Genomic DNA, 22,098 nt, shown 5'->3' with positions numbered 1-22,098 from the left:
CCCTAACTTTTCTTCTGCGCTGCGATTAAAATGGCGTTAGAAATATTAAGCCCTGTAAAACGGCAAAATAGCACATCAAATCTGTATCTTCTTTCCAATTTAGGATCTGGCTTCCCGTAATCATAATCCACTGAACGCGCCCTGACCTTGAAACCATATTTTTTCAGTAATCTCGTCAGGGTCCGCGGCGTAAAATAAAAAAGGTGTTTGTTGCCTTCTTCGTCAATCTCAGGATACATCTTTTTTATTTTCAATTTTCTTTTTAATGGCATGTGGTTGACGACCTTTCTGAGCGCATTTTTAAAAAAATGCCTCCTGCCAAGCCATGAATCATTGGGCACGGCAATGAACAAAAAACCATTATCCTTTAAAATGCGCCAGGCCTCTTTTATTACGATCGATGGGTCCGGCATATGCTCCAGCGCATGCCAGAAACAGACCGCATCAAAAAAACCATCCGGATACCTCAAGCCTTCAAGCTGCCCGAAAGAAAGTTCGATACCAAATTCCTTTTTTATAAACTCGATCGCGTATCGCGATGTCTCTGTGCCAAGACACTCCCACCTGCCTGTCTTTTTAACATGTGATAAAAATTCTCCCAGACCCGCAGCCACGTCCAGGATCCTGCCTCTCTGGATAAACCTGTTTAAAAAATCCGCTCTTCTTTTGTACATCAGTTGCGCCTCTGCATCCACCTTGCCCCAGCCAGGGATATTTACATAGCTGTGATCATAATCCGTGGAGATGGCATCCTGGGTCAGGCGCAAATTCACAAACCTCAGGCCGCAGTTTTCACACTGCACTATGTGGCCCCTTTCATCAACGACCCTGTTTTTAATGCTTTCGCAGAGATTACACTGCGAAACTGTCTCGTATTTAGTTTTCATTTAGCGAAATTCCTTATAGCTTCCTTTAGTAATAATGTCTATGATCCTTGTCCCAGCCAGGCCGTCGCCAAAAGGATTTTTTGTTTTCTTTGCAGGCCCTCTATCCTTCAGCAGTCTATCTACTTCTTTTGTTATCCTGGCTGGGTCTGTGCCCACTAAAATAGACGTGCCGGATTTAATGGCCTCTGGCCGCTCTGTGCACACCCTGGTTACAAGCACAGTCTTTCCCAATGACGGGGCCTCTTCCTGCACGCCTCCAGAGTCTGAGATAATAAATCTAGAGCGGTTCATCAGGTATACAAACTCTCTATACGGAGGAGGCTCTATTAATCTGACGTTTTCTAAACCATCGAGGATTTTAAAAACAACATCCCTGGCATTTGGATTCAGATGCATTGACCACAGCCAGTGAAAGGCGCTGTGTTTTTTTGCCAGAGACTTGATGGCCTCGCAGATATCCTTCATGCCCCCATCAAAATTTTCCCTTCTGTGTCCTGTAATAAGGGCAAATGGCTTTTGCAGGAATTCCCGGTCAACTCCATTAATAGACATCTGTCTTGAACCAATTATATTTAAGGTCCTCTCAAGCGCATCGACTATTGTATTGCCTGTAACAAATATCTTTTCAGGACGCACAGCCTCTTTTAATAAATTTTTCTTCGCATCCTGGGTCGGGCAAAAATTATATTTCGCGATAAGTGAGACAAACCGCCTGTTTACCTCCTCAGGAAAAGGATTCTGGTTGTCTCCGGAGCGTAACCCTGCCTCGATGTGTCCGACATCTATGCCGTTATAATAACAGGCGAGGGTTGCAGCAAACACCGTAGAGGTATCTCCCTGCACTAAGACAACCTCAGGACAGACCTTATGATAGACCTCTTGCATGCCGCGCAAAACCCCGGATACGATACCATCTAAACTCTGATCAGTCCTCATCAGATCAAGGTCGATATCTGGCTTGATATCAAATTCAGTCAATGCCTGATCCAAAAGATGTCGATGCTGGCCTGTAACACAAACAACGGGGTCCAGCCCAACCCCTGACTCTCTCGCAAGCTCGATAACAGGCGCCATCTTAATGACCTCCGGGCGCGTGCCAAAAACAAATAGAATTTTTTTTGCCATAATAAAAAGTGTCCTTATGTATTATTCTGCGGTTTTATCTTTTTTACACAACTTAATTCCCAATACTTAGACCATTTTATCGCATGAATATACGCATTAAAGATGCAATGAGTGAGGCCACGGACACCCTGGCGGAATTCCGTCTTCCCAATATAAGTCTTCAAGAAAAGCCTTAACGGAACAACAGTCATTTGATATCTCATTTCTTTTTCACCCGTTATCCCGCGTTCTTTTAATAATCTTTCTGCTAGTAAAGATGTATCATGATTCTCTCTTTCTACAAGCAGACTGATATCTTCACATACACAGGAATTTCTCTTCTGTCTTTGAAGCATATTCCAGTATTTCGCGTAAATCAAAAATTTATTAAAAGAAAAAATCAAACAAAAAACCAACCCGTACATCCCGTCTTTATAACCCTCTTGTTTCCAATAGGTCTTTCTGAAGTTCCGAAGTGCCTTAGTCAGTATAAACCTTCTTCTAAAAGACGTCTTTGTCTCTAAAAAGTATTCGGCTTCCCTGGTGGAAAGCATGTTTTCCTTGCTTATAGTACTGGAGATCCCTGTGTGAGAATAATGGATCAACCTGCTCTTAAGATACCCTATCTCGCCGTCTACCATTAAAAGGCCGCCTTCTTTATCTGAGCAGACCCCCTTGTCTCTTTTGTGAAACATTATATTGTAATCAGGGGACCAACCGCAGTACTGTATCCATTTACCAAGAAAATAATTTTCCAGAGGCACGTAATAAGCCGCATATCGTTCTTTTTTTTGAACTACTCTCCTGATCTCGTCCCGCAACTGAGGCGTAAATCGCTGGTCTGTCGAAAGATGAAAGAACCAATCGCAGGTCGCATAACCTATAGCCCTGTTCCATTGTTCATTCAGGTGCCTGTCTACTTTATGCTGGTATATCTTATTCGTGTATTCTCTGACGATTTCCACGGTCCTATCCTTGCTGAAGGCATCTACCACGACTATCTCATCAGCCCATTTGGCGCTTTCCAGACAATCCCGAATAATATTTTCATTGTCCTGACAGATTATTCCTATTGAGACTGTCGCCATCCCTGAATCCCTTTATTTTTTAAGGATAAATCGTCTTCGTACTCATTGGCTCTCACCTGTTATTCTTAAGCGCTAAGAAATCTATCGTCTTATCTCTAAAACTCCTAATATAGACAATAGCAACAACGACAGCCACCATAATCGAAAGGATCCCCCAGAATATAAATACATTCTCCCATTTACCTGCGGCTGATGTAACCAAAAATGGGACAATTATGCCTATTAATACCGTTCCGATATAGCCCATTCCATCTATAAATCCTGTGGAGGCTGCAACTACCTGTTTATCCACAAAACGGGTCGGAAATGTTGTTACTAAAAAAACATGGGGGCCGTACAGAAAGAAACTACCGATCAATAATACAAACGTCGCCAACAAACCTGTAGTAAAGGGTAACACAAAAAAGCTGATCGCCAGCATTATCAGACATATAATAGTAAGGATATCCCTGTTGATCTTGAGCTTATTATATATCAATGTGCCCAGAACACCTGCTATAGGAATCAAAAATACTTTCAGACCGACCTTTCCCATCTGCTCCACTGTAAAATTCCCTGTCTTAAAGAAATATAACGGTATCCACGTAATAACACCATATCTCACCATATTTAATAAACAAAGTGATATGCCACTCAGCACGATCGGAAAAGATAAAGTATTCTTTATCTGGACCTTGACTTTCTGAGGAGGCGCAATCTCCATCTTTGGTTTTGTCAATAGCAATAATATCCCCCTAGCGAATAAAAAACCGCTCGCAACCCAGAAACCTGCCTGCCAGCCCCATGTGCCGACAGCAAAAGAAGATATAAGCCATGCCACTGAATTACCTACTTGGTAGGAAGTCCCTAGTATCGTAGAGGATCTTTCTCTGTCTTTATCCTTTTGGATCAAGGCATTCGCCCTTACACAGGATGACCAACCCATTGATTGAAAAAATCCGTCAAGGACCTCTCCAAGAAATAACATTATAAAAAAACCTCCGGAAAAACCAAGGATCAGGTTCATTATGGCAGAACCAATTAACCCTATTGCGATATAAACAAAAGGATTGTGCCGCTCTGAAATCTGACCATGCAAAAATTGACCAAGCGCATACGCAAAGAAAAAACCACTCGAAACTAAACCAACAGTATATAAATCCAGATTCTTATATGTCGCCAATAACGCCGGCACTACTATGCTCAAATTTACCTTGCCAAAATAATATGTGGCATAAGATGTCCAGATGTTCCAAAATATTGCCTTATTGTTCTTCACTTTTTAAATCTCCTTTTCTAGAAATTTTAAAAACTAACCCCTACAGTAGTCCCGATTACATTCGCGCTATTCCACTCTCCACTGCTCTTTTTGGCGAGTGACATATAATATAGAGTCAGTTTTGTGCCCCATATAAAATCTGTGCTAATGCCTCCGCTGGCTCTGTTTTCGTGATAGCCATCATTGGGCTCTATATCCAAAAAGAATTCATTGGAAAGAAAAGGTGTGTAATCTCTGTCGAATAGTTTTACCTTCTTTGTCACCTTTATCCTGTCTCTATATAGCCATGATGAGGCATTTGTATTCCGCTCAAACCTTGACCTATTAGAGAGTTTAAAGCCATCCAGGTCTATCTTTAATGTCCCGTCTATGTCATACCGGTGAGTCTCGGTCCAATTCTGATTTGCCTTTGATGAAACCAGCTTATACCATCCTGCCACATCAAAATAGTCGCTTACCTTATAACTTGCGCCGACATACTGGACATAGGTATAGAAATTACCCATGTCACTTTTCATACGAAATTCCTCGAGCAGATTCAATTTTACCCTTTCGTTTATCTTTGCGCTAAAGGTATGCATGCTCCAGTACTCAGTATCATCACTTGCATGCACAAGTGAAGCGCAGCAAAAAAATGCTGCTGTAAATAATAACCAAAACTTGACCAACTTCATTACGTCTCCTTATCCTTTAATATACGCTTATAATCCTGGACCGTATCTATCTCAGCCCAGCCCTTTTCTATAATCACACAGTTGATCTTCACGCCGCAATCAGCCATGTCCTGAAATATATCTGTCAGATATGACTTTTCAAATACGCCGGCCCTCTGGAACGGCCTTCCTTTGTAAATCTCTTTTAACCTATTAAAATATTTCCTAAAAATAAGCGCACCTTTTTTTGAACATTTCATCATGCCGATAAATTCACCATGGACAGCATCTTCATCCGGCAGGATCTTGCCGATCTTGACTACATTATTATCCGCGTCAAAGATAACATTTTCCGCCTCACTGATAGGATGGTCTGTCCTGCCTTCATAATAACCTTTCCAATCTATATCCACTACTATCGATATATCCTCTTTGCTCTCAAGCAACCTTTCCACTATATCTTTAGTGTAAAAAATATCTGAATAAGCTGCTATAAATGCATTATTCATTTCTTTTTCAGCATAAAATAAAGAGTGGAGGATGTTATTGTTCTTGTAATCGTCATTGATGTAATAAACTAAATCAGGATAATTTATCATCTCTTTCTTATATCCTTTAATTAAAACTATTCTATCTATCCCAGCACCCCTCAGCGCCTCAATCTGATGCTGCAATAAGGTCCTGTCGTTTATTTCTAACATACATTTAGGTTTGTTGCTGGTTAAAGGGTTTAAACGTGACCCTATCCCAGCAGCAATAATAATGGCTTTCATATCTCCTTCTCTCTGTATTGTAAAGGCTCCTTATTAAGAAAACGATAAAGTCTTGAGATAGCATATTTAGTAGAAAAACCAATATTATAAAAATACTCCTTGGCCATAGCCAATCTTTGTCGGCTTAACCTACCGGGATCAGCAAGCTCTTTCAGTACAGCTTCCTTCAGGGATTCTCCTGTAGAGACCTCTACGACTGCACGATTCGCATACGCCGCCTGATCAAGGTTTGGATAACCTTTTCTGAATTCATCGATGTCTATCTTTATACATACGATCGGCCTATCTAATATGGAAAATTGATGCACGACTCCGCTTGCATCGCTTACAAGTAAATCACTAATGCGCATATACGGCACAATATCAAAATCTTTTATCAAGTGCATATTTATATTTTTCTTTAAAAGCTCATCTAGATATTCTTGCCATTTAATCTTATTTAATTCCTTAGAATAAAAACCATGGTGCATCTTCACGAGTAGATTTACCTCAAGCGAGGTCAACTCCTGTAAGGTTCTCCGTACATCTTCCAGGAAACTTTCCATATGGGCCCAGACCGGGGCATAGAGTACGGTAGCAAACTTTTTATTCAAATTAAGTTTTTCACGCAATCCCGTATCTGTATTGTTCAAAAGAGCATCTGTCTGAGGCATCCCTATTTCTTCAAACCTACTTTCTCCCTCTTTAAAAATTCCCAATTCTAAAAATTTGCGCTTCATATATGAGCCCATCAGGAAAAGGTGATCAAAATTCTTTGCCTCTTCGTTTATGGAAAAATTTCTGAATGAGTTACCATGGAACATCTGCACGCTTACACCGTGTCTTTTACCTACTAAATGGAAATCAGGACTTACGTATATATCGAAATAAAAGCGCTTTGCCACTTTTTCTTTTATTATAAATTTTTTGTCCACGTCAAAATACCTGTAGATATCCTGCGGCCGATCTTTACCATGAGACATCCCTGATAAAAAAACCTCAATTCTGGAATCTTGTTTAAGAACTTCATAGATTGGCGCAAACTGAACAAAATTAGTAGGAGAGATCCCCGCAAAAAGGATCCTTTTTTTTCTATCTTTCTTCTTTATGCCTCTAAAGTAATTTTGAAACATAGGTACATCCTACTCTCTTAATAAATTTGATCTTATTGTCTCTCGCCAATTCATCCACTGCTTTTTTAACTCCAGGCGCGTCCCTATAGTCATGAAAACAAATAAAACTGTTCTTTTTAACCAGAGGCATCCAATTAAGAATATCCTCCTTAACTCCTTCGTAAGAATGATCTCCGTCGACCCACAGAAAATCTATCTTTCTGTGTACGGGCCACTCCATGATCACTTCATGGGAAAATCCCCGCAATACACTGAACCTGTCCTTATATTCTTTTGTATTTTGCAGGAATTCGTTAAATATCGCATCTCCTTTTTCCTGCATCAGGTCGTCCCTCCAGGGATCGATACAAAAAAACTGCATTTTTTTGTCACCTATGCCTTCTGCTATAAAACAAGTGGACTTTCCTTTAAAACTACCTATCTCCACGATCACCGAATTTTCCCTGAGCGATCTCGCGATCTTAAATAGCAGAAAACCCTCGTTTAAACCAAGATATCCCTTGACCTTGTCAAGCTTCTTTAATCTATTAATATAAAAAATTGACTGAACTTTATCTGCTAATCGCATTCCCATATCTTACCTCCTAATAACATGTAATCTTCCAGCTTTTTGGCCTAAAAAAAAGCCTCGGCGGAATCAAAAGAAAAGACAGGCATTTTTCTAGTATTATATGCGTTTTAAAAAACTTTGCAAGTCTAAGCTTAACACTATCCTGATCCTGCAAATCCTTATTCTTGTGCCTTGTTATATAATCGTCTGCAAGCGATAAAAAATCAATCCTCACATTCTTAAAGCCGCCTTTGTATGCTGCCTTTTGCCATTCTGTTAAAGTATAAGAAGTATCTCCGTAGCCTTGTTTCTGCATTTTTTCAAATATAGGGTGCACCTTTTCAAAAAGACCTCTTGCTACTTCGTTGATCAATACTAGGCGCCCGTCTGGTTTTAAAATACGGCGCATCTCTTTGAAAACCAGGGACAACTCCTTACTGTGATGAAGGACTGCCGAACCAAATATAATATCAAATGTTTCGTCTCCAAATGGTGTCTTATGCATGTCGCAAAACATCCTGTCAAAATATGCTTCTTTAACAAAAAGATCCGCAACCTTGAGATAATTGCTTATGTCTATAGCCACGACACGACACCCTTTTTTGGCGAACTTAAAAGAGGCATAGGAAAAACACGCCCCTATTTCAAGTATGTGTTCCTTGCCTGTGAGCTTCAAACCATCAAGGGTAGAATAGACTCTGGAAGATATATTTGCAATAGCTTGAAAACTGCCTCTATTTCTAAAAAAATGTGAGCCATCACCTTCTGGCATAGAAAGAAATTTATCTTTAAATCTTTCTATTGTCTCTTCATTAATCTTATATCTTTTGCCCTTATCGTCAGTAATATACTCCTCCGCATCCATTGCCTCTCTTTCCTGCTTCACTCCCTGCGAGGGGTCCTTGATAAAATTTACTATACCGCTCTCGATCCCGTAAGAAGCCCCACAACTCTGACAAACTATACTACCGGATCTAACCTCTATCTGATCGACTTTACACTGTTGCAATGAAAATAAAGTACTTGTGCAGCTTGGACAGTTTAAAATTTCCAATAAATCCTTTTTCATCGGCAATCGCGTAACTTATGTGCGAATTTCAGTTCATAGTATTTAGCATAACTCAATATCTGATAAAGCCCGGCAAAGATCGATACCATAAAACCAATCAACCCGTCTTTGTACGCCTTTTTGCGAAAGAATGTGCGCAGGAAACGGTCGCATGTGCGGCGAAGGGCCCTGCCAAGACTCATTCCCCTTTTATCCCTGACCCATTTAGCCGCCTCCAGCGTAGTCTGCTTGTTCATCTTATTGACAAAATCCTCGAAGTTCTTGTACGAATAATGGATTATGTCATTCTTTAACCTTCCCGCAGGAGTCCCCAAGAACGCTCGGGGGTGGACCTCGGCCTCTTCCCAGTAAAATTTATCTTTTCTAAACATCTTCAACTGGCCGCTTGGATACCATCCGCCGTATTTGACCCAGTAATTCCCGATATAATTTCTGCGCGGGATAATAAAGCCTTCGAAGTTTCCGGCATTGGATATGGTTTCCTGTATTTCTTTTCTCAGTTCAGGAGTCACCCTCTCATCAGCATCCAGACTCAAGACCCAGGTATTACGCGCCTGGCTATAGGCCCAGTTCCTGTGCCTGCCCTCAATATCCATTTTCCTGTGAAAAATCCTATCTGTATAACCCTGGGCGATTTCCACTGTCCTGTCAGTACTGTCGTCGTCGACCACGACGATCTCGTCCGCCCATCTGACTGACTCAAGGCACTCTTTAATATTGGTCTCTTCGTTTCTGGTAATAATTACTGCGGATAAAGGAATTTTAGCATCCACGAATCACCTCTGCTTTATGAAAAAATTTAAAACCCCCTAAGCGCTTCCCATAATTCTCGTCATCTACGTATATCTTGTCAAACTTTTTTTTGCGCTTCAGTATCCTCCATAAACTGATCATACCAAAAAACCTCTTTGGCAGGCTATAACTATAAATATTGGAATGCCTTTCGATATCCTGCCCAGGACATCCTTTTGAAAAAATCCAGACAATATTGCCATCGCGGGCCAATTTAAGAGATCTCCTGCCTATTTCTTTCCTGTATGCAGAATCACTGTGACTAAGCACATAAAGGATCCTCTCTTGTCTGCCCCATTTAGAGTAAAATATTTCCCGATTACGATCAAAATCCTGATCAAACTTCCTAAATCTTACGAATGAGCGTCGTTCTCTGTGATATACGTAGGATGCCCTGGCGCATACACAGGAATAACCTGATCTCTGCGCCCTTTTACTAAAGTCAGCGTCTTCGAAATTTCCCATTCCGTAGGTCTCGTCAAAAATGCCCACCTTATCAATGATCTCTCGCTTGATCAACATGCAAAACCCTGTAGCCTGGGCCAGCATGCTATACTCTCCAGAGTGAGACCTCAGTTCCTCTGCAAGCGATTCTACAGACTGGCCAAACTTGGCCTTGCAGCCCAGGGTATTACTGTTAGCATTAACTATACCTATATCCTTTTTCTTCTCAGCTACATTGACCATTTCTTTAAGCCAGCCTTTTGTGACCTCTGTATCATTATTTAAAAGGCAGACATAAGGTGCGTCTGACTCTCTTATCCCTTGGTTGGTGGCCTTAATGAATCCCAGATTCTCATTATTTCTAAGTACAGTAACGCCTGTTTTTTTATCGCGTGCCAATTCATCCAGATAGGCCCTCGTAGCCTTAGCGCTTCCATTATCAATAACAACTAAACGAAACGCATAATTCGTATTTCTAAAAACACTCTCTATGCATTTTTTGGTAAACTCGAGTTGATTCCAAACTGGAATAATTATATCGCACTTCATCTTTTCTTATACACCGTCACTTTAGTAGGCCAGTCAGTTACTGTCTTGAATTTATGATAACCAGGGTCTGGCCGGTTTTCCCACATTATATCAGGATAATTTAATTCAATTCTTTGATATTGCGATTCTATTTGTCTACGATACCTGGCACTTAAACTCTTGAACGAGACCCAGTCATTTCTCACTATAATCCACTCAGGGAATGATTCCTGCGTAAAATCTTCATTGTCTACCTTGAAATCTGTATAAAACATAACCGCGCAATCACCCATGATCAATTTAACTGTATCTCCTGGCCTCGCATTCTTATTTAAAAACTTTATTATTCCTTCTACTGGCCCGTCATAATCATGGGTCAACTCATAAGCGATATCCACTATGGGTATCCATAGTTTCTTTGCAAAAGGGCTGCCTGTGTGAAATGAATTTGTAAAACATGCGACAACAAATACTAGACCAGCGACTATAATATTCAGCTTTAGCCACCCGATCATTAAAAAACTCATAAGGATACAGGATAAAGGTAAAAGATGAATAAGATACCTCAGCTGTCTTTCCTCTGCTAAAAGCAGAAAACAGATAGTAAAAATAAATACGAGCGGAAAAAACCAGAGTCGAGATCTATCCAGCGCCTTATCCAGTACAGGAAAGACCTTTTTCTTGAAAAAGGAAAATACAGCTAGACTCAAAAACAAAAATACAAGAGGAAATAGGTATTTATTTAAGACGCGGACATAGAATTCTAAATGACCTTTTGTACGCAGAAACGTCATCTGCCCGCTACACTCCATGTTTACAGAATAGAGGAAAAAAGGTACAGTGAGTATAGCAATAATAGAGAGATAGCCTAATATCCTCTTTAATTCAATATCTTTTTTGTGAAACACAAGATAGTGAAAACACATGGCTCCCAAGACAGGGAAAAAGATTGCATAATTTGAGTGAAAGAGAAGGCTGCTTGCCAGGACAAATCCCCATGCAGAAAATCGCTTCTTCTTTATCATGTCCAAATACGAGATCAAAATCCAGAGTGTAAAAAATACTGAAAGACCATACCATCTGCACTGACGCATATATAAAAAGAATGGCGCGGAAAAAAGCATAAATGCGGTCGATAGCCTGGAGAGGAGCCTATTCTGGAAAAGCCTCTGCGCGAGTAAATAACACAATATCAAGCTACCCATACCAAACACAGCGAAAGGGAGTCTCGCAGCAAAAGTACTGACTCCAAACAAGTAAAAGGATAATGCCGCAAGATAAAATTGAAACCACGGGGCGTATTTCCATCCACTATATTTGCAAGGGTCAGAGTAAATAGTCGTAATAAGATTAGTCCCGTCAAAGGTCCTGGGGATCCCAAACTCAAGTGTGTTTTTAGCTAAAACTGCGGTTGTTGCCTCATCCTGCCAGAGATAGATGTTCCCCAGATTGGTAAATAATATTACCCCTGCCAAAAGACAAAATATTATTAATACAATATCCTTTTTTGCTTTCTGTCTCATATCTTAAACCTATCTTTAATTATATCGAGCATCTCGTTGATCCTATGAGTGTAAGTATGTCTCTCGAGTGTGAGACGATAGCCGTTTTCCGCTATCTCTTCCCTTTCTTTCTTGTTTTTCAGATAATGCTCGATAAGTTTGAACAGATCCTCTGGCTTGTCAAAAAACACAAGATGTTTCCCGTCGATAAAACCGGCCTTTTCAGCGCTATTGTCCCTTAATCTCTGCATAAGAAGCATTGCCTTGCAGGCCATTATCTCATAGCTCCTCATAGTAAGGGATTCTCCGCGAATAGCAAAGTTAAAGCCTATCTTTGAAGAGCTGTAGATCTGGCTCATCTGTGAATAATCAGCTCGGTCTATGAAACTTTTCGGATACCGTTCTCTTAGCTCCTGAAGATAGAACTTTCTGGGCACCCCGCCGTCGTTTCCCACAAAACCTATATCGTAATTTCTCTCTATATCCAACCTCTTATGCACCTCAGGATCGCATGCGAAATTCATCCAGATTATTTCTACAGGAGAGACCTTTTTTAATATCTCTACTTCCTTCAGCATAGGACAAAATACCAGTTCGTACGCTTCTCTCAATATGTGTTTTTTTATTTTTTTGAACGGATTTTTTAAATGCGTATCCGAGGCAAAATAGACCCTTGGCTTAAGCCTCTCAGGGATACAATGATCATAGTGCCCGTCATCCACTCGAAAATAAAAATCATATTCAGGCCTGATATTTTCTATATCTTTAGGCCAAAAATGCCTGACCTCGTGGCCCAGGGCCTTTAACGCTCGTTCAAAATATATGCCTACTGTATCCAGACGTTCCTTGCCAAATATAATAGCTATTTTCATGTCTAATCAAAAACCTTTGCCAATTCGATCCTGCGAAAAATTTTCTTAAGTATCTCTAATCTCTTATAGGTCTTTTCTTTGCTAAGGGCTATTAACAATCTCCTTCGTGGACACAAAATTAAGCTGGTGGCCATGCGCATGAAAAGGATTAATGTGAAAAGCTTCTCCGGGACAAATACGTTACTTATCTCTTTATGTGCTGTTATCATCCTCTCTACATCTGGTCTGACCAACCCCCTTATTAAAACAGTGGAAGAGATGCCTTTTTCTGCCAGATCCAGCGATAACTCTCTTATCTTGCGCCACCCCTTTTCACAGACAAGTATATATTTTTTATCCATAATTTAAACCTTGTTATTTAACTGCGACTACATCGAAGCTCGCAGCAGTGTTTTCTCCGCGGAATATAGTGTCACGCATCTCTTGTATCTTAAATTTATTTCGCTCTAACAATTCCCTGACAGATCCTTTAGTAAAGATGTCTTTATGTAATTGATGCGGTGAGTTTCTGGGCTCTGGCGCCCCATGCGTAAGCCTATAGACCTCGTAGAGATCAAATATAGGACTGATGTTTCCCTGCTTTTTGCCCAGGTACGCGTCCGCAATCAAGTCAAAATCAGGTATGTTTTTCATCGCAAGCCTGCCTTTATCCACAAGGATCCTGTAACACTCCTTTAAAAAATCATCCTGCTGGTATCTGTAAAAATGCTCAAAACCACTTTCTATCAGTATCTCTGAAGCTGAGTTTGGCGACACTAAAAACAGGTCCTGGGGGATATTCATCAGGGCGTCTGTGCCTTCCAGCGGGACAATGTCCACATTGATATAGCCCTGGTACTTATTGCCTCCGCAGCAAAGATGTAATTTTATCGGGCCGTCTTTCCTCTTCTTCTCTATCAATTCTCTGCAATCCATGGCAAGGATTCTCTTTTTCCTATACAATATCCAGGTCAATCTGCGCTTCATCTGGCTATAGTTCTTTTTTATCTTTTCTCTTATCTTTCTCATAACAAGATCTCCTTGAGCGACTCTACAACAAACCTGATCTCCCCTTCTGATAATTCAGGATACATAGGAAGGCTCAGGATCTTTTCGCAGTACTTTTCTGAAATCGGAAAGTCACCCTTTTTATAGCCAAGGTCTTTATAGGCCTCTTGCAGGTGTATTGGTATCGAGTAATGTATAAGCGTGCGCACGCCTTTTTCCACGAGCCTATCCTTCACGCTTTCTCTATCCTTTACCCCTGCAGGATAGAGGTGGTATACGTGTTTTGCGTAATCAGCCTCAAAAGGACATCCTATATCTAGTTTGTTTTCTTTGAATAACTTTGTATAGAGACTCGCGTTTTTCCTTCTGTTCTCGTTGTATTTGTCCAGATGCCTTAATTTAACTCTGAGTATCGCTGCCTGCAGGGTATCGAGCCTTGAATTAAAACCTTTTAAGATATGTTCATACCTACCCTTTCTTCCACAATCACGCAGGAGCAGGAGCTTTTCTCTTGTCTCCTTAGAATCTGTTATGACCATGCCAGCGTCGCCAAATGCACCGAGGTTTTTGGTAGGGTAAAATGAAAAACACGCCGCATCTCCGAAACTGCCTATTTTCTTATTTTTATAAAGCGCGCCGTGAGCCTGGGCACAGTCCTCAATGACTTTAAGACCGTGCTTTTCCGCTATCCCCATCAAAGGGTCCATATCCACAGGATGGCCGTAAAGATGCACTGGCAGAATAGCCTTTGTCTTTTTGGTAATTGCCTTTTCTATTTTTGAAACATCGATGTTATAGGTCTTTTCGTCTATATCGACAAACACTGGCCTTGCGCCTGTCATAGATATGGCAAGAATCGTAGCAATGTAAGTATAAGGTATCGTGATTACCTCGTCGCCCTTTCCTATTCCACAGGCAAGAGAGGCGAGAAACAGCGCGTCTGTGCCGGAATTTACGCCTACGCCATGCGCTACGCCACAATAATCCGCGAATTCCTGTTCAAAAAGCTTCACATCTTCTCCAAGAATGAATCCTCCTGAACTTATGACTCTTTCCATGGATTTTTTTATCTCATCCTTTATGCCTTCATGCTGTTTTTTCAGGCTCAATATATCGACTTTCATGTCCCTACCTCTTGGATAAATTTTGAAAGCGCGTTAAAAACAGAGTCTACAGAAAGGTCTTCCATGCACTTCCTGTCAGTACATTCTGGCAGCCTGAAACGCCTGTAGCAAGGCCTGCAATCCGCATTGTTTGTTACAACAATATGTTTTTTAGATGCCGGATACGGGCCATAGACCTTTTCATCAGTGGGTCCGAAAATGGAAACTGTAGGCGTATCCTGACTCACGGCTATATGTAAGAGTCCCCCGTCGTTACACACAAGTACGTTACATCTTTTGATCAAACAAGCCATCTCTCTTATTTTTGCGTCTGGCCCCATGAGGGGCTTGCCTTGCATTTTTAGTTTAACATCCCTGATCAAGTCTTTTTCTTTAGGTCCTCCCAGTAAGATAGGCTTAGCCCCGCACGATGCTATCCTGTCAGCAAGCACAGCAAACTTCTCACAGCCCCATCTTTTGTAATGGGATTTTTCTTTGCCATAAGAAGCGCCTCCTCCAGGCGCAATGCCGACCAGCGTATCCTGTTCTTTAATCCCTGCCTTTTTCAAAAAGGCATCAATATATTCTTTATCCTTATCTGTTGTTGCTAAAATCAACCCCTTGTCCCTTGTCCCTTGTCCCTTGTCCCTAATAGCATCCAAGTAATATTCCGCGACAGGCCTGCCACTAAACCCATCAAACTGAATCTTATGCGTCAAAAATCTCCCGCGGCCTTTATAATTAAAACCCCTGCGCTCTCTTATGCCTATCAACCAGCATAAAAACGCATATTCCCTGCCCAGGGAAAGGTCAAACAATAGATCGAATCTTCTTTTTTTTATCTCTTTCCAGAAATCGCAAAGCTTCTTAAGACATTCCAGTTTTGACTTCTTCCAGAGCTCTCTATATTCATCTCTCTCAAATATAAAAACTTCGTCTATCCCGGGATTTGCAGCCAGTATCTCCTCTGTCCTTATATTACATATATACCCTATATAGCACCCAGAGTATTTTTCTTTAATAGTAGCGATCAAAGGGGTTGAAAACAAAACATCCCCTATTCCGAATGGATTTATTATCAGTATCCTTTTTGTCATATTAAGGTTATTTATTATACCACAAAAGTGGTGACTCGGCCTCTATATTTTATTGCAACTCAAATATCGCAAAAAATCCATCTATCTGCCCTTTTAACTGGTGCAGGGTCCTTATTGAAAATAGTCTTTTCAAGATATATCTGGGCCTGAGATAAAAACGCTTACTGGCCCTGTCTAAAAACCTTGAGAATTCAGTTGTGTCCATGTCAGGATTATTGTAATGAACCTGTTTGTGGTCCAGTATTGTACTCTTTGAAAAATCAAACACATGGCCTTCGTCTGTAAGTTTCCTATAAAGCTCCGTCCCTGGAAAAGGTGTGAATTTATTAAAATGCGCGTAGTCCAAATCCATATCGATCGCGAATCGCACGGTCCTTTCAAGGCTCTCCCATGTTTCGCCAGGCGTACCTACAATAAAATCTCCGCGCACCTCCAGTCCTGCCTCTTTTGTAAGGCGTGCTGCCTTCTTATTCATCTCAACAGTATTTCCTTTTTTAAGAAGCTTGAGCATGCGGTCATCGCCTGATTCAAAACCATACAACACCTGCCAGCACCCGGCCTTTTTCATACGCTTTAGAAGCGGCCCATCCACACAAGCTACTTTTGTCAGACACGTCCACGACAGCTTAAGCCTTCTCTTTTCAAACTCATCACAGATCTCATAAACCCTTTTTTTATTCAAAGTAAATGTATCGTCAAAAAATCTGATTTCTTTCACGTCATACTTCGCAATAACCTCTTCTATCTCCTGGAAAATATTAGGTCCGCTTCGCATCCTGCATCGCATACCAAAGATCTTTCTGTCACAAAAGGTGCACTGCGATGGGCAGCCGCGGCTCGTCATGATAACGACGTATGGCACACGACGACACGATGCAGGTGTCGGCCGGTAAAATTTAGGATGAGGCAATAGATGTCTTGCAGGCATAGGGATCAAATCAAGATCATTGATAAAATCCTGATCTGGATTCTGATGTATACCTGTTTGGTCTTTATAGATAATGCCTCGTATCTGATCAAGGGCCTCGAATCTTTTGTTTCTATAATTTTTAAACAACTCTTTGGCTGTTAATTCCCCCTCGCCGATCACCCCTATATCAAAAAGCCCGGTCTCCATGGTTTCGCAGGGAAGTGCTGTTAGCTGGGCGCCGCCTATCAGGATCTTTGTTAAAGGGAATTGTTCGCGAATAAAAGAAGCTAACTTTTTGGCCTTTACAAAGGCGGGTGTAGTAGAAGTGATACCGATTACGTCTGGGGATTCCTCAAGTATTCTCTTGTAAAGATCATCGAATGAAATACCTATGGCACAGTCTATTATCTTTGTCTCTATGTCCATCTCTTCCAGGATCGCGGCAATGTACGCAATACCAAGAGGCGGCACTATATTAAGTACCTTCTTGATACTCCTGGACCGCCCAACAGACTCTTCTTCCTGCTCAAAAGGCGGATTTATTAATAAGACTTTCGGCATGAGAACAGCAACCTCAACGTAGTAATAATATATTTCCAGCCGCGCCTGCAATAATCAGCTAGATTGATCCCTGTTTTAGAGCAACCTGCTTTTCTGGGGCGCCATACATACGGGACCTCGACCACATGATAATTTGACTTCAGGGCACGATAGATAAAATCTATAAAATACTCACCGTAGTCCCCCCTCAGCTCGATCTTTTCAAAAATTTCTCTGCGCGCCACGACAAAACCGCTGGTATAATCCCTGAATCTATGATCAAGACAGACCTGTATAAATAAATTCATAATGCGGCTCAATATGACTCCAAGAAAAGTATCTTCCGGATTTTTCTTTTCTCCCTTCCATCTGCCGCCCAGAAGAAAGCGAGAACCTACTGCAATATCGTAATCCGCATTAATAAGTGACAAAAGTACTGGCAGGTATTTCGGGGGCATTGAAAAATCGCAGTCCATCCAGCCTACCACATCACCTGTGGCAAGTTCTATGCCTCTGGCTATACTCTTAGTCAAACCCCTGTCGCTAGTCCTCTTCTCTAATTTTAAAAACTGGTATCCCCCTCCCCTGATCATCTTCTCAACGATTTCACTCGTACCATCAGGAGAATTATCATCAACGACTATTACCTCATAAACCTCTTCCAGCGCATCTCTTATGGCATCTATCAGGGGTTTTATGTTTTCTGCCTCATTGTAAGTGGGCAATATTACTGATAAGCGATTTTTCATTAAAATAACCCTTTCAGGGCGCGAGCCACTTCTTTTATCTGCGCGTCTTTTATTACCTGGCCACTCGGGAGATAAAATCCTGTCCTTGCAATTCCCTCTGTTACAGGATAAGACTCATTTTTAAAATATTCTAAGCTCTGAAAGATCGGTTGTTCGTGCATTCCTATGAAAAATGGCCGCGTTTGAATCTCGAGCTTAGCTAATTTTTTCATGATCTTATAATTAGGCCACTTCATATAGTCTTGTACGCTCAAATTTCCCTGGCCTTTTTCTTCCTGCAACACGACTCCATACATCCATACTACTCCCCTGGCCCATTTATGTTCTGTTGGGAGCTTTAGAGGTAGGTCATTTAAGAGATCAGAGTATTTTTTCGCCATTTCTCTTTTTCTTTTAATCGTCTTATCTATATTCTCGAGCTGCGCAAGGCCAAGCGCTGCCTGTATATTTGTCATCCTAAAATTATTTCCTATATGATGGTGCAGGAATCGCGGTGATTTTAAAAAGCAGAGGTTTCTGTGTCTCTGTAGCCTCTCTGCGAGTTTATCGTCGGATGTAATGACCATGCCGCCTTCGCCAGTAGTGACTAGTTTATTGGCGTAAAAGGAAAAACATGAAAGATGGCCAAAGCTGCCACATTTATGCCAGGTATTATCTTTGACACTCTGGTATTCTGCGCCGTGGACCTCAGCTGCATCTTCTATGACAACAAGATCATGCTTTTTAGCAATGTCCATTATGGGATCCATGTCACAGGGATGGCCATAGATATGCACTGGCATAATCGCTACAGTGCGCTTGGTAATCTTTTTTTCTATCTGGCTGACATCCATGCAGTAAGCCTCTGGGTCGCAGTCTACTAAAACAGGTACACAGTCATTCTTTGTTATGGCCTGAGCACACGAAATAATGGTAAAGCTGGGAAGGATTATCTCACTCCCTTTTGGGAAATTACAGACTTCGACTGCGAGCTCCAGAGCCACAGTGCCGTTACAGACTGCGACTCCGTATTTCTGACCGCAGTATTTTGCCCATGCTGTTTCAAAACGCTCAAGGTAGCTGCCTGCAGATGAGATCCAGTTTGTCTTTATGCAATCCGAAACATACTTGAGTTCGTTACCAGACATTAAGGGCTCGTTTACAGGGATCATGCTGGCCTCGAGAATCTTTCTTTTTCCTGGGGTCCGATATAAGGGCCTTGTTTTACCTCTAAAAAAACACTGTATTCGTGGAAGTGAAAGCCATGACCGCCTGAAACCAAGATAAGCACATCTCCTGGCATAAGCTCACGACTCTCTGTATATTGCTTTTTCTGAGAATAAAAATCAACGCGAACATGCCCCTTTTTGAGAATCAAGACCTCTGATGTACCCTTGAGACTACGCGGCATCTCGCGATGAATGTGAGGCTGTATCTCATTATCTTTATCATAGACAACAAAACCCACTTGCTGTTTGAATGTATCCGGCGTAATAAACTCTGTTTTGGCCGGCATATAATCCTCTTTGATTATTATTGCCAGAAGTTCTCCGTTATATTCTATGCGTTCTCTCATAACCCTGCCCCAAGGAGATAATCATATATACGCTTATACAAATTATCAGCTACTATTTTATGACCCCTGTCATTAAAATGGCAATCATCTGTAAACAGTGTATCGTTTACGCCGTCAAAGACATTGCGCGAATCAAGATAGATCGCGTTATTCTGCCTGGCTACCTCGCTGGCAGCAACCTCTAAGCCATTGCAAAGCTCCACGAATATTTTACGGTTCATCGAGGTCTCGTCTTCTAAATAATCTCTCTCCAACTTAGACAATGGATCTTTATAATCTAAGACTGGCTGAAACACAACAAATGGCTTAATATTATAACTGTTCAGCAAATGGCACATGACGTCTAAATTATTTCTGTAAAACTCCACGACCTCTGGATCAAAGGTCGTCTGCCTCTGAGTCTCACGTTTCTCCATCATCTCCATTATCTTTCTGAATATACGGATATGCCGCAGCCTATTCTTGACCAAGGCACTGGTGGAGGTGATCTTTTCTATCTTTTTGAATAGATAAGGAAATCCAGGCCTGTTGTCGCGCGTCAGATAAGTCATGGCGTCATTAAAACCATCGCAGATAATTATCATATTCGGAGAGTGCTCTAAAAGCCTCCATTGTATTAATATAAGTTCCTGCATTGAATTAAAGGCTGGGAAAGAGGCATTGATAACCTCGAATGAGGTGTCCAATTCTGCGGATTTTAAATTTAATTGTCTTTCAAGCTGGGCGGCAAATGTCTTTTCATCAGAGGTAACATGACCTCCAAAAACAGTTGAGGCGCCAACAAGGATTATCCTGTATGTGTCTGGGAGCTTTGGGCCGATCTCTCCGCCCCTGAACCCAAAAGAGTTTGTGCTTACTGTTTTATTTTTTACATTGGAAGGGCCCTTAAACATTATATACGGATATAGCTCGAGTTCGCCGCAAGCGCTATATTCGGTCATCTGCTCAGGGCTGATCGACGCGCGGCGAAGCGCATACAAGGGGACGTCATTTGTGGCGCGGATATTGTACTTATATCTATCATAATACTTTATCCCCTTATTTATAGCCACCAATGTCAGGGCAATGCCAAAAAATATAACCCAGCCTTTGTGTCTTTTTATAACTTTTCTAAGCGAAAACATAGCCTCTCCTCTCTATAAATATGCCTATATTTAACCAGATATCCCAGGCCTTGTAAAGACCAATTTTTCATTCCCTATTGAAAGCGTAAGGCTTATCTGCTATACTACTTTACTATGATGAAAAAGGACTTTAAGGAAAAGTACATGAAAGCGCAGGCAGAGTTGGAGAGGCTTTACGAGATAGGCAATGCCATGCACACAACGCTCAATCTCGAAGAGATGCTCTATATAATCCTCACAGCTGTGACTTCTCATGTAGGCCTGAGTTTTAACAGGGCCATGTTATTTCTGGTGAATGAAAAAGAGGCGCAGCTCGAGGGAAAAATGGGTATAGGACCTGACAGCCAGGAGGATGCGAGCGCGGTGTGGACGCATATAGAAAAGCATCAATTAGGATTCGACGAGCTCATAGAGACGCGCAGCCAGTTCGAACACCTGAAAAAGTCCAAATTGAATAAAACCGTGAAGGCCCTAAAGATCCCTATAACTGAAAAATCAGGCGTCATAGCATTAACAGTTATTAAAGGTAAGACCTTTGAGATAAAGAAAAAAGTAAAATCAGAATATGCCAAGGTCCTAAATCTGGAAGAATTCGTAACAGTGCCCCTAAAGGCCAGGGATAAGGTAATAGGCGTCATAGTTACAGATAATTTCTTTAATAAAAAACCTATAACCAGCAACGACGTGCGCATGCTTACGACATTTGCCAACCAGGCAGGCCTGGCAATACAAAACTCCAGGCTCTACGAAAGGGCGCTGGTTCTCTCTAATTCTGATTCTTTGACAAGGCTGTGGAACCACGGTTACTTTCAATATCTGCTGGGAGAGGAGATCAAGTATTCCTCGTCTAGAAAACAGTCATTCACCATTCTTATGATCGACATAGATGATTTTAAAAAATTTAATGATACACATGGGCACCAGGCTGGCGACGCAATACTAAGAACTATCTCTGATATATTCAAGAAGACATCGAAAAGGATAGATATCGTTGCCCGCTATGGAGGCGAAGAATTTGTAATGCTCCTTCCTGGAACAAATAAACAAGAAGCGCTTGTCCTGGCTGAACGCCTGAGGAAAACTGTCAAGGAAAGCAAGGACCTGAAAGGCATAACCATCAGCATAGGCGCTGCATCCTTCCCTGAGGATGCAAAAGAAAAAGAGCAACTTATTTCCCTGGCTGACAAGGCACTCTACAAAGCAAAACGCACGGGGAAGAACAAGGTGTGTACGTAGTAAAATCCCAAATCCCAATAAATACCAATACTACCAAATAAATCCCAATTTCCAAATCCCAAACATGGTTTTGGATTTGGGATTTTGGCCCTTCGACTTTGCTCAGGGCCAATCCTGAGCGTAGTCAAAGGATTGGATTTATTTGGGATTTGGTAGTATTTGGAT

General features: G+C 41.4%; 23 protein-coding genes. 1 reads left to right on the top strand and 22 read right to left on the bottom strand.

All coding sequences use genetic code 11. The features are described 5' to 3' along the window. Window positions 1-2 precede the first annotated feature (2 nt). The 22 genes from P9L93_05505 to P9L93_05400 are packed head-to-tail and all read right to left on the bottom strand — an operon-like array spanning window position 3 to window position 20,697. Window positions 3-887, bottom strand: coding sequence for a class I SAM-dependent methyltransferase (locus P9L93_05505; GenBank protein ID MDP8230541.1), 885 nt, complete (start codon window positions 885-887; stop codon window positions 3-5). After that, the gene (gene wecB, locus P9L93_05500) at window positions 888-2,012 is read right to left on the bottom strand and encodes a UDP-N-acetylglucosamine 2-epimerase (non-hydrolyzing) (GenBank protein MDP8230540.1); all 1,125 of its coding nucleotides are present in this window, start codon (window positions 2,010-2,012) and stop codon (window positions 888-890) included. Window positions 2,013-2,026: 14 nt separating this feature from the next. Next, window positions 2,027-3,079 carry a glycosyltransferase family 2 protein gene (locus P9L93_05495; GenBank protein MDP8230539.1) on the bottom strand — a complete coding sequence of 351 codons (1,053 nt, stop codon included), beginning with the start codon at window positions 3,077-3,079 and terminating at the stop codon, window positions 2,027-2,029. Window positions 3,080-3,131: 52 nt separating this feature from the next. Beyond that, on the bottom strand, window positions 3,132-4,337 hold the full coding sequence (locus P9L93_05490) for an MFS transporter (protein MDP8230538.1): 1,206 nt from the start codon (window positions 4,335-4,337) through the stop codon (window positions 3,132-3,134). Between the two features lie 26 nt (window positions 4,338-4,363). Continuing rightward, window positions 4,364-5,011, bottom strand: coding sequence for a DUF2490 domain-containing protein (locus P9L93_05485; protein MDP8230537.1), 648 nt, complete (start codon window positions 5,009-5,011; stop codon window positions 4,364-4,366). Then, window positions 5,011-5,763 carry a phosphocholine cytidylyltransferase family protein gene (locus P9L93_05480; GenBank protein ID MDP8230536.1) on the bottom strand — a complete coding sequence of 251 codons (753 nt, stop codon included), beginning with the start codon at window positions 5,761-5,763 and terminating at the stop codon, window positions 5,011-5,013. Before P9L93_05480 ends, P9L93_05485 begins: the two co-directional genes overlap by 1 nt. Next, complete coding sequence (locus P9L93_05475) at window positions 5,760-6,875, bottom strand: CDP-glycerol glycerophosphotransferase family protein (GenBank protein ID MDP8230535.1); 1,116 nt, start codon at window positions 6,873-6,875, stop codon at window positions 5,760-5,762. The genes P9L93_05480 and P9L93_05475 overlap by 4 nt, the downstream gene beginning before the upstream one ends. Continuing rightward, window positions 6,856-7,449 carry a class I SAM-dependent methyltransferase gene (locus P9L93_05470; protein MDP8230534.1) on the bottom strand — a complete coding sequence of 198 codons (594 nt, stop codon included), beginning with the start codon at window positions 7,447-7,449 and terminating at the stop codon, window positions 6,856-6,858. Before P9L93_05470 ends, P9L93_05475 begins: the two co-directional genes overlap by 20 nt. 10 nt (window positions 7,450-7,459) lie before the next feature. Beyond that, complete coding sequence (locus P9L93_05465) at window positions 7,460-8,494, bottom strand: methyltransferase domain-containing protein (protein ID MDP8230533.1); 1,035 nt, start codon at window positions 8,492-8,494, stop codon at window positions 7,460-7,462. Continuing rightward, on the bottom strand, window positions 8,491-9,267 hold the full coding sequence (locus tag P9L93_05460) for a glycosyltransferase family 2 protein (protein MDP8230532.1): 777 nt from the start codon (window positions 9,265-9,267) through the stop codon (window positions 8,491-8,493). The genes P9L93_05465 and P9L93_05460 overlap by 4 nt, the downstream gene beginning before the upstream one ends. Beyond that, the gene (locus P9L93_05455; protein MDP8230531.1) at window positions 9,257-10,279 is read right to left on the bottom strand and encodes a glycosyltransferase family 2 protein; all 1,023 of its coding nucleotides are present in this window, start codon (window positions 10,277-10,279) and stop codon (window positions 9,257-9,259) included. Before P9L93_05455 ends, P9L93_05460 begins: the two co-directional genes overlap by 11 nt. Continuing rightward, on the bottom strand, window positions 10,276-11,781 hold the full coding sequence (locus P9L93_05450; protein ID MDP8230530.1) for a glycosyltransferase family 39 protein: 1,506 nt from the start codon (window positions 11,779-11,781) through the stop codon (window positions 10,276-10,278). Before P9L93_05450 ends, P9L93_05455 begins: the two co-directional genes overlap by 4 nt. Beyond that, window positions 11,778-12,632 (bottom strand): glycosyltransferase, encoded by an 855-nt coding sequence (locus P9L93_05445; protein ID MDP8230529.1) that lies wholly within the window; start codon window positions 12,630-12,632, stop codon window positions 11,778-11,780. Before P9L93_05445 ends, P9L93_05450 begins: the two co-directional genes overlap by 4 nt. A 2-nt stretch (window positions 12,633-12,634) precedes the next feature. Continuing rightward, on the bottom strand, window positions 12,635-12,973 hold the full coding sequence (locus P9L93_05440) for a hypothetical protein (GenBank protein ID MDP8230528.1): 339 nt from the start codon (window positions 12,971-12,973) through the stop codon (window positions 12,635-12,637). Window positions 12,974-12,986: 13 nt separating this feature from the next. Continuing rightward, on the bottom strand, window positions 12,987-13,640 hold the full coding sequence (locus P9L93_05435; protein ID MDP8230527.1) for a hypothetical protein: 654 nt from the start codon (window positions 13,638-13,640) through the stop codon (window positions 12,987-12,989). Next, window positions 13,637-14,743 (bottom strand): DegT/DnrJ/EryC1/StrS family aminotransferase, encoded by a 1,107-nt coding sequence (locus P9L93_05430; GenBank protein MDP8230526.1) that lies wholly within the window; start codon window positions 14,741-14,743, stop codon window positions 13,637-13,639. The genes P9L93_05435 and P9L93_05430 overlap by 4 nt, the downstream gene beginning before the upstream one ends. After that, window positions 14,740-15,819: a glycosyltransferase family 9 protein gene (locus tag P9L93_05425; GenBank protein MDP8230525.1), complete on the bottom strand. Its 1,080-nt coding sequence runs from the start codon at window positions 15,817-15,819 to the stop codon at window positions 14,740-14,742. The genes P9L93_05430 and P9L93_05425 overlap by 4 nt, the downstream gene beginning before the upstream one ends. Window positions 15,820-15,868: 49 nt before the next feature. Beyond that, a complete protein-coding gene (locus tag P9L93_05420) occupies window positions 15,869-17,290 on the bottom strand; it encodes a radical SAM protein (GenBank protein MDP8230524.1) in 1,422 nt (473 codons plus the stop codon). Beyond that, the gene (locus P9L93_05415) at window positions 17,272-18,018 is read right to left on the bottom strand and encodes a polyprenol monophosphomannose synthase (GenBank protein ID MDP8230523.1); all 747 of its coding nucleotides are present in this window, start codon (window positions 18,016-18,018) and stop codon (window positions 17,272-17,274) included. Before P9L93_05415 ends, P9L93_05420 begins: the two co-directional genes overlap by 19 nt. Next, window positions 18,018-19,145 carry a DegT/DnrJ/EryC1/StrS family aminotransferase gene (locus tag P9L93_05410; GenBank protein MDP8230522.1) on the bottom strand — a complete coding sequence of 376 codons (1,128 nt, stop codon included), beginning with the start codon at window positions 19,143-19,145 and terminating at the stop codon, window positions 18,018-18,020. The genes P9L93_05415 and P9L93_05410 overlap by 1 nt, the downstream gene beginning before the upstream one ends. 20 nt (window positions 19,146-19,165) lie before the next feature. Beyond that, window positions 19,166-19,573, bottom strand: a complete 408-nt coding sequence (locus P9L93_05405) for a hypothetical protein (protein ID MDP8230521.1) — start codon at window positions 19,571-19,573, stop codon at window positions 19,166-19,168. Next, on the bottom strand, window positions 19,570-20,697 hold the full coding sequence (locus P9L93_05400; GenBank protein MDP8230520.1) for an SGNH/GDSL hydrolase family protein: 1,128 nt from the start codon (window positions 20,695-20,697) through the stop codon (window positions 19,570-19,572). The genes P9L93_05405 and P9L93_05400 overlap by 4 nt, the downstream gene beginning before the upstream one ends. 114 nt (window positions 20,698-20,811) lie before the next feature. On the opposite strand from P9L93_05400, the gene P9L93_05395 reads away from it, so the two are divergent. Next, entirely contained in the window at window positions 20,812-21,933 is a 1,122-nt protein-coding gene (locus tag P9L93_05395) for a diguanylate cyclase (protein ID MDP8230519.1), read from the top strand. Window positions 21,934-22,098: the final 165 nt, after the last annotated feature.

The organism is Candidatus Gorgyraea atricola, from assembly GCA_030765235.1.
Taxonomy (GTDB): domain Bacteria; phylum Omnitrophota; class Gorgyraeia; order Gorgyraeales; family Gorgyraeaceae; genus Gorgyraea; species Gorgyraea atricola.
The sequence above is the reverse complement of the archived record's forward strand: the minus strand, read 5'-3'. Positions and strand labels throughout refer to the sequence as shown.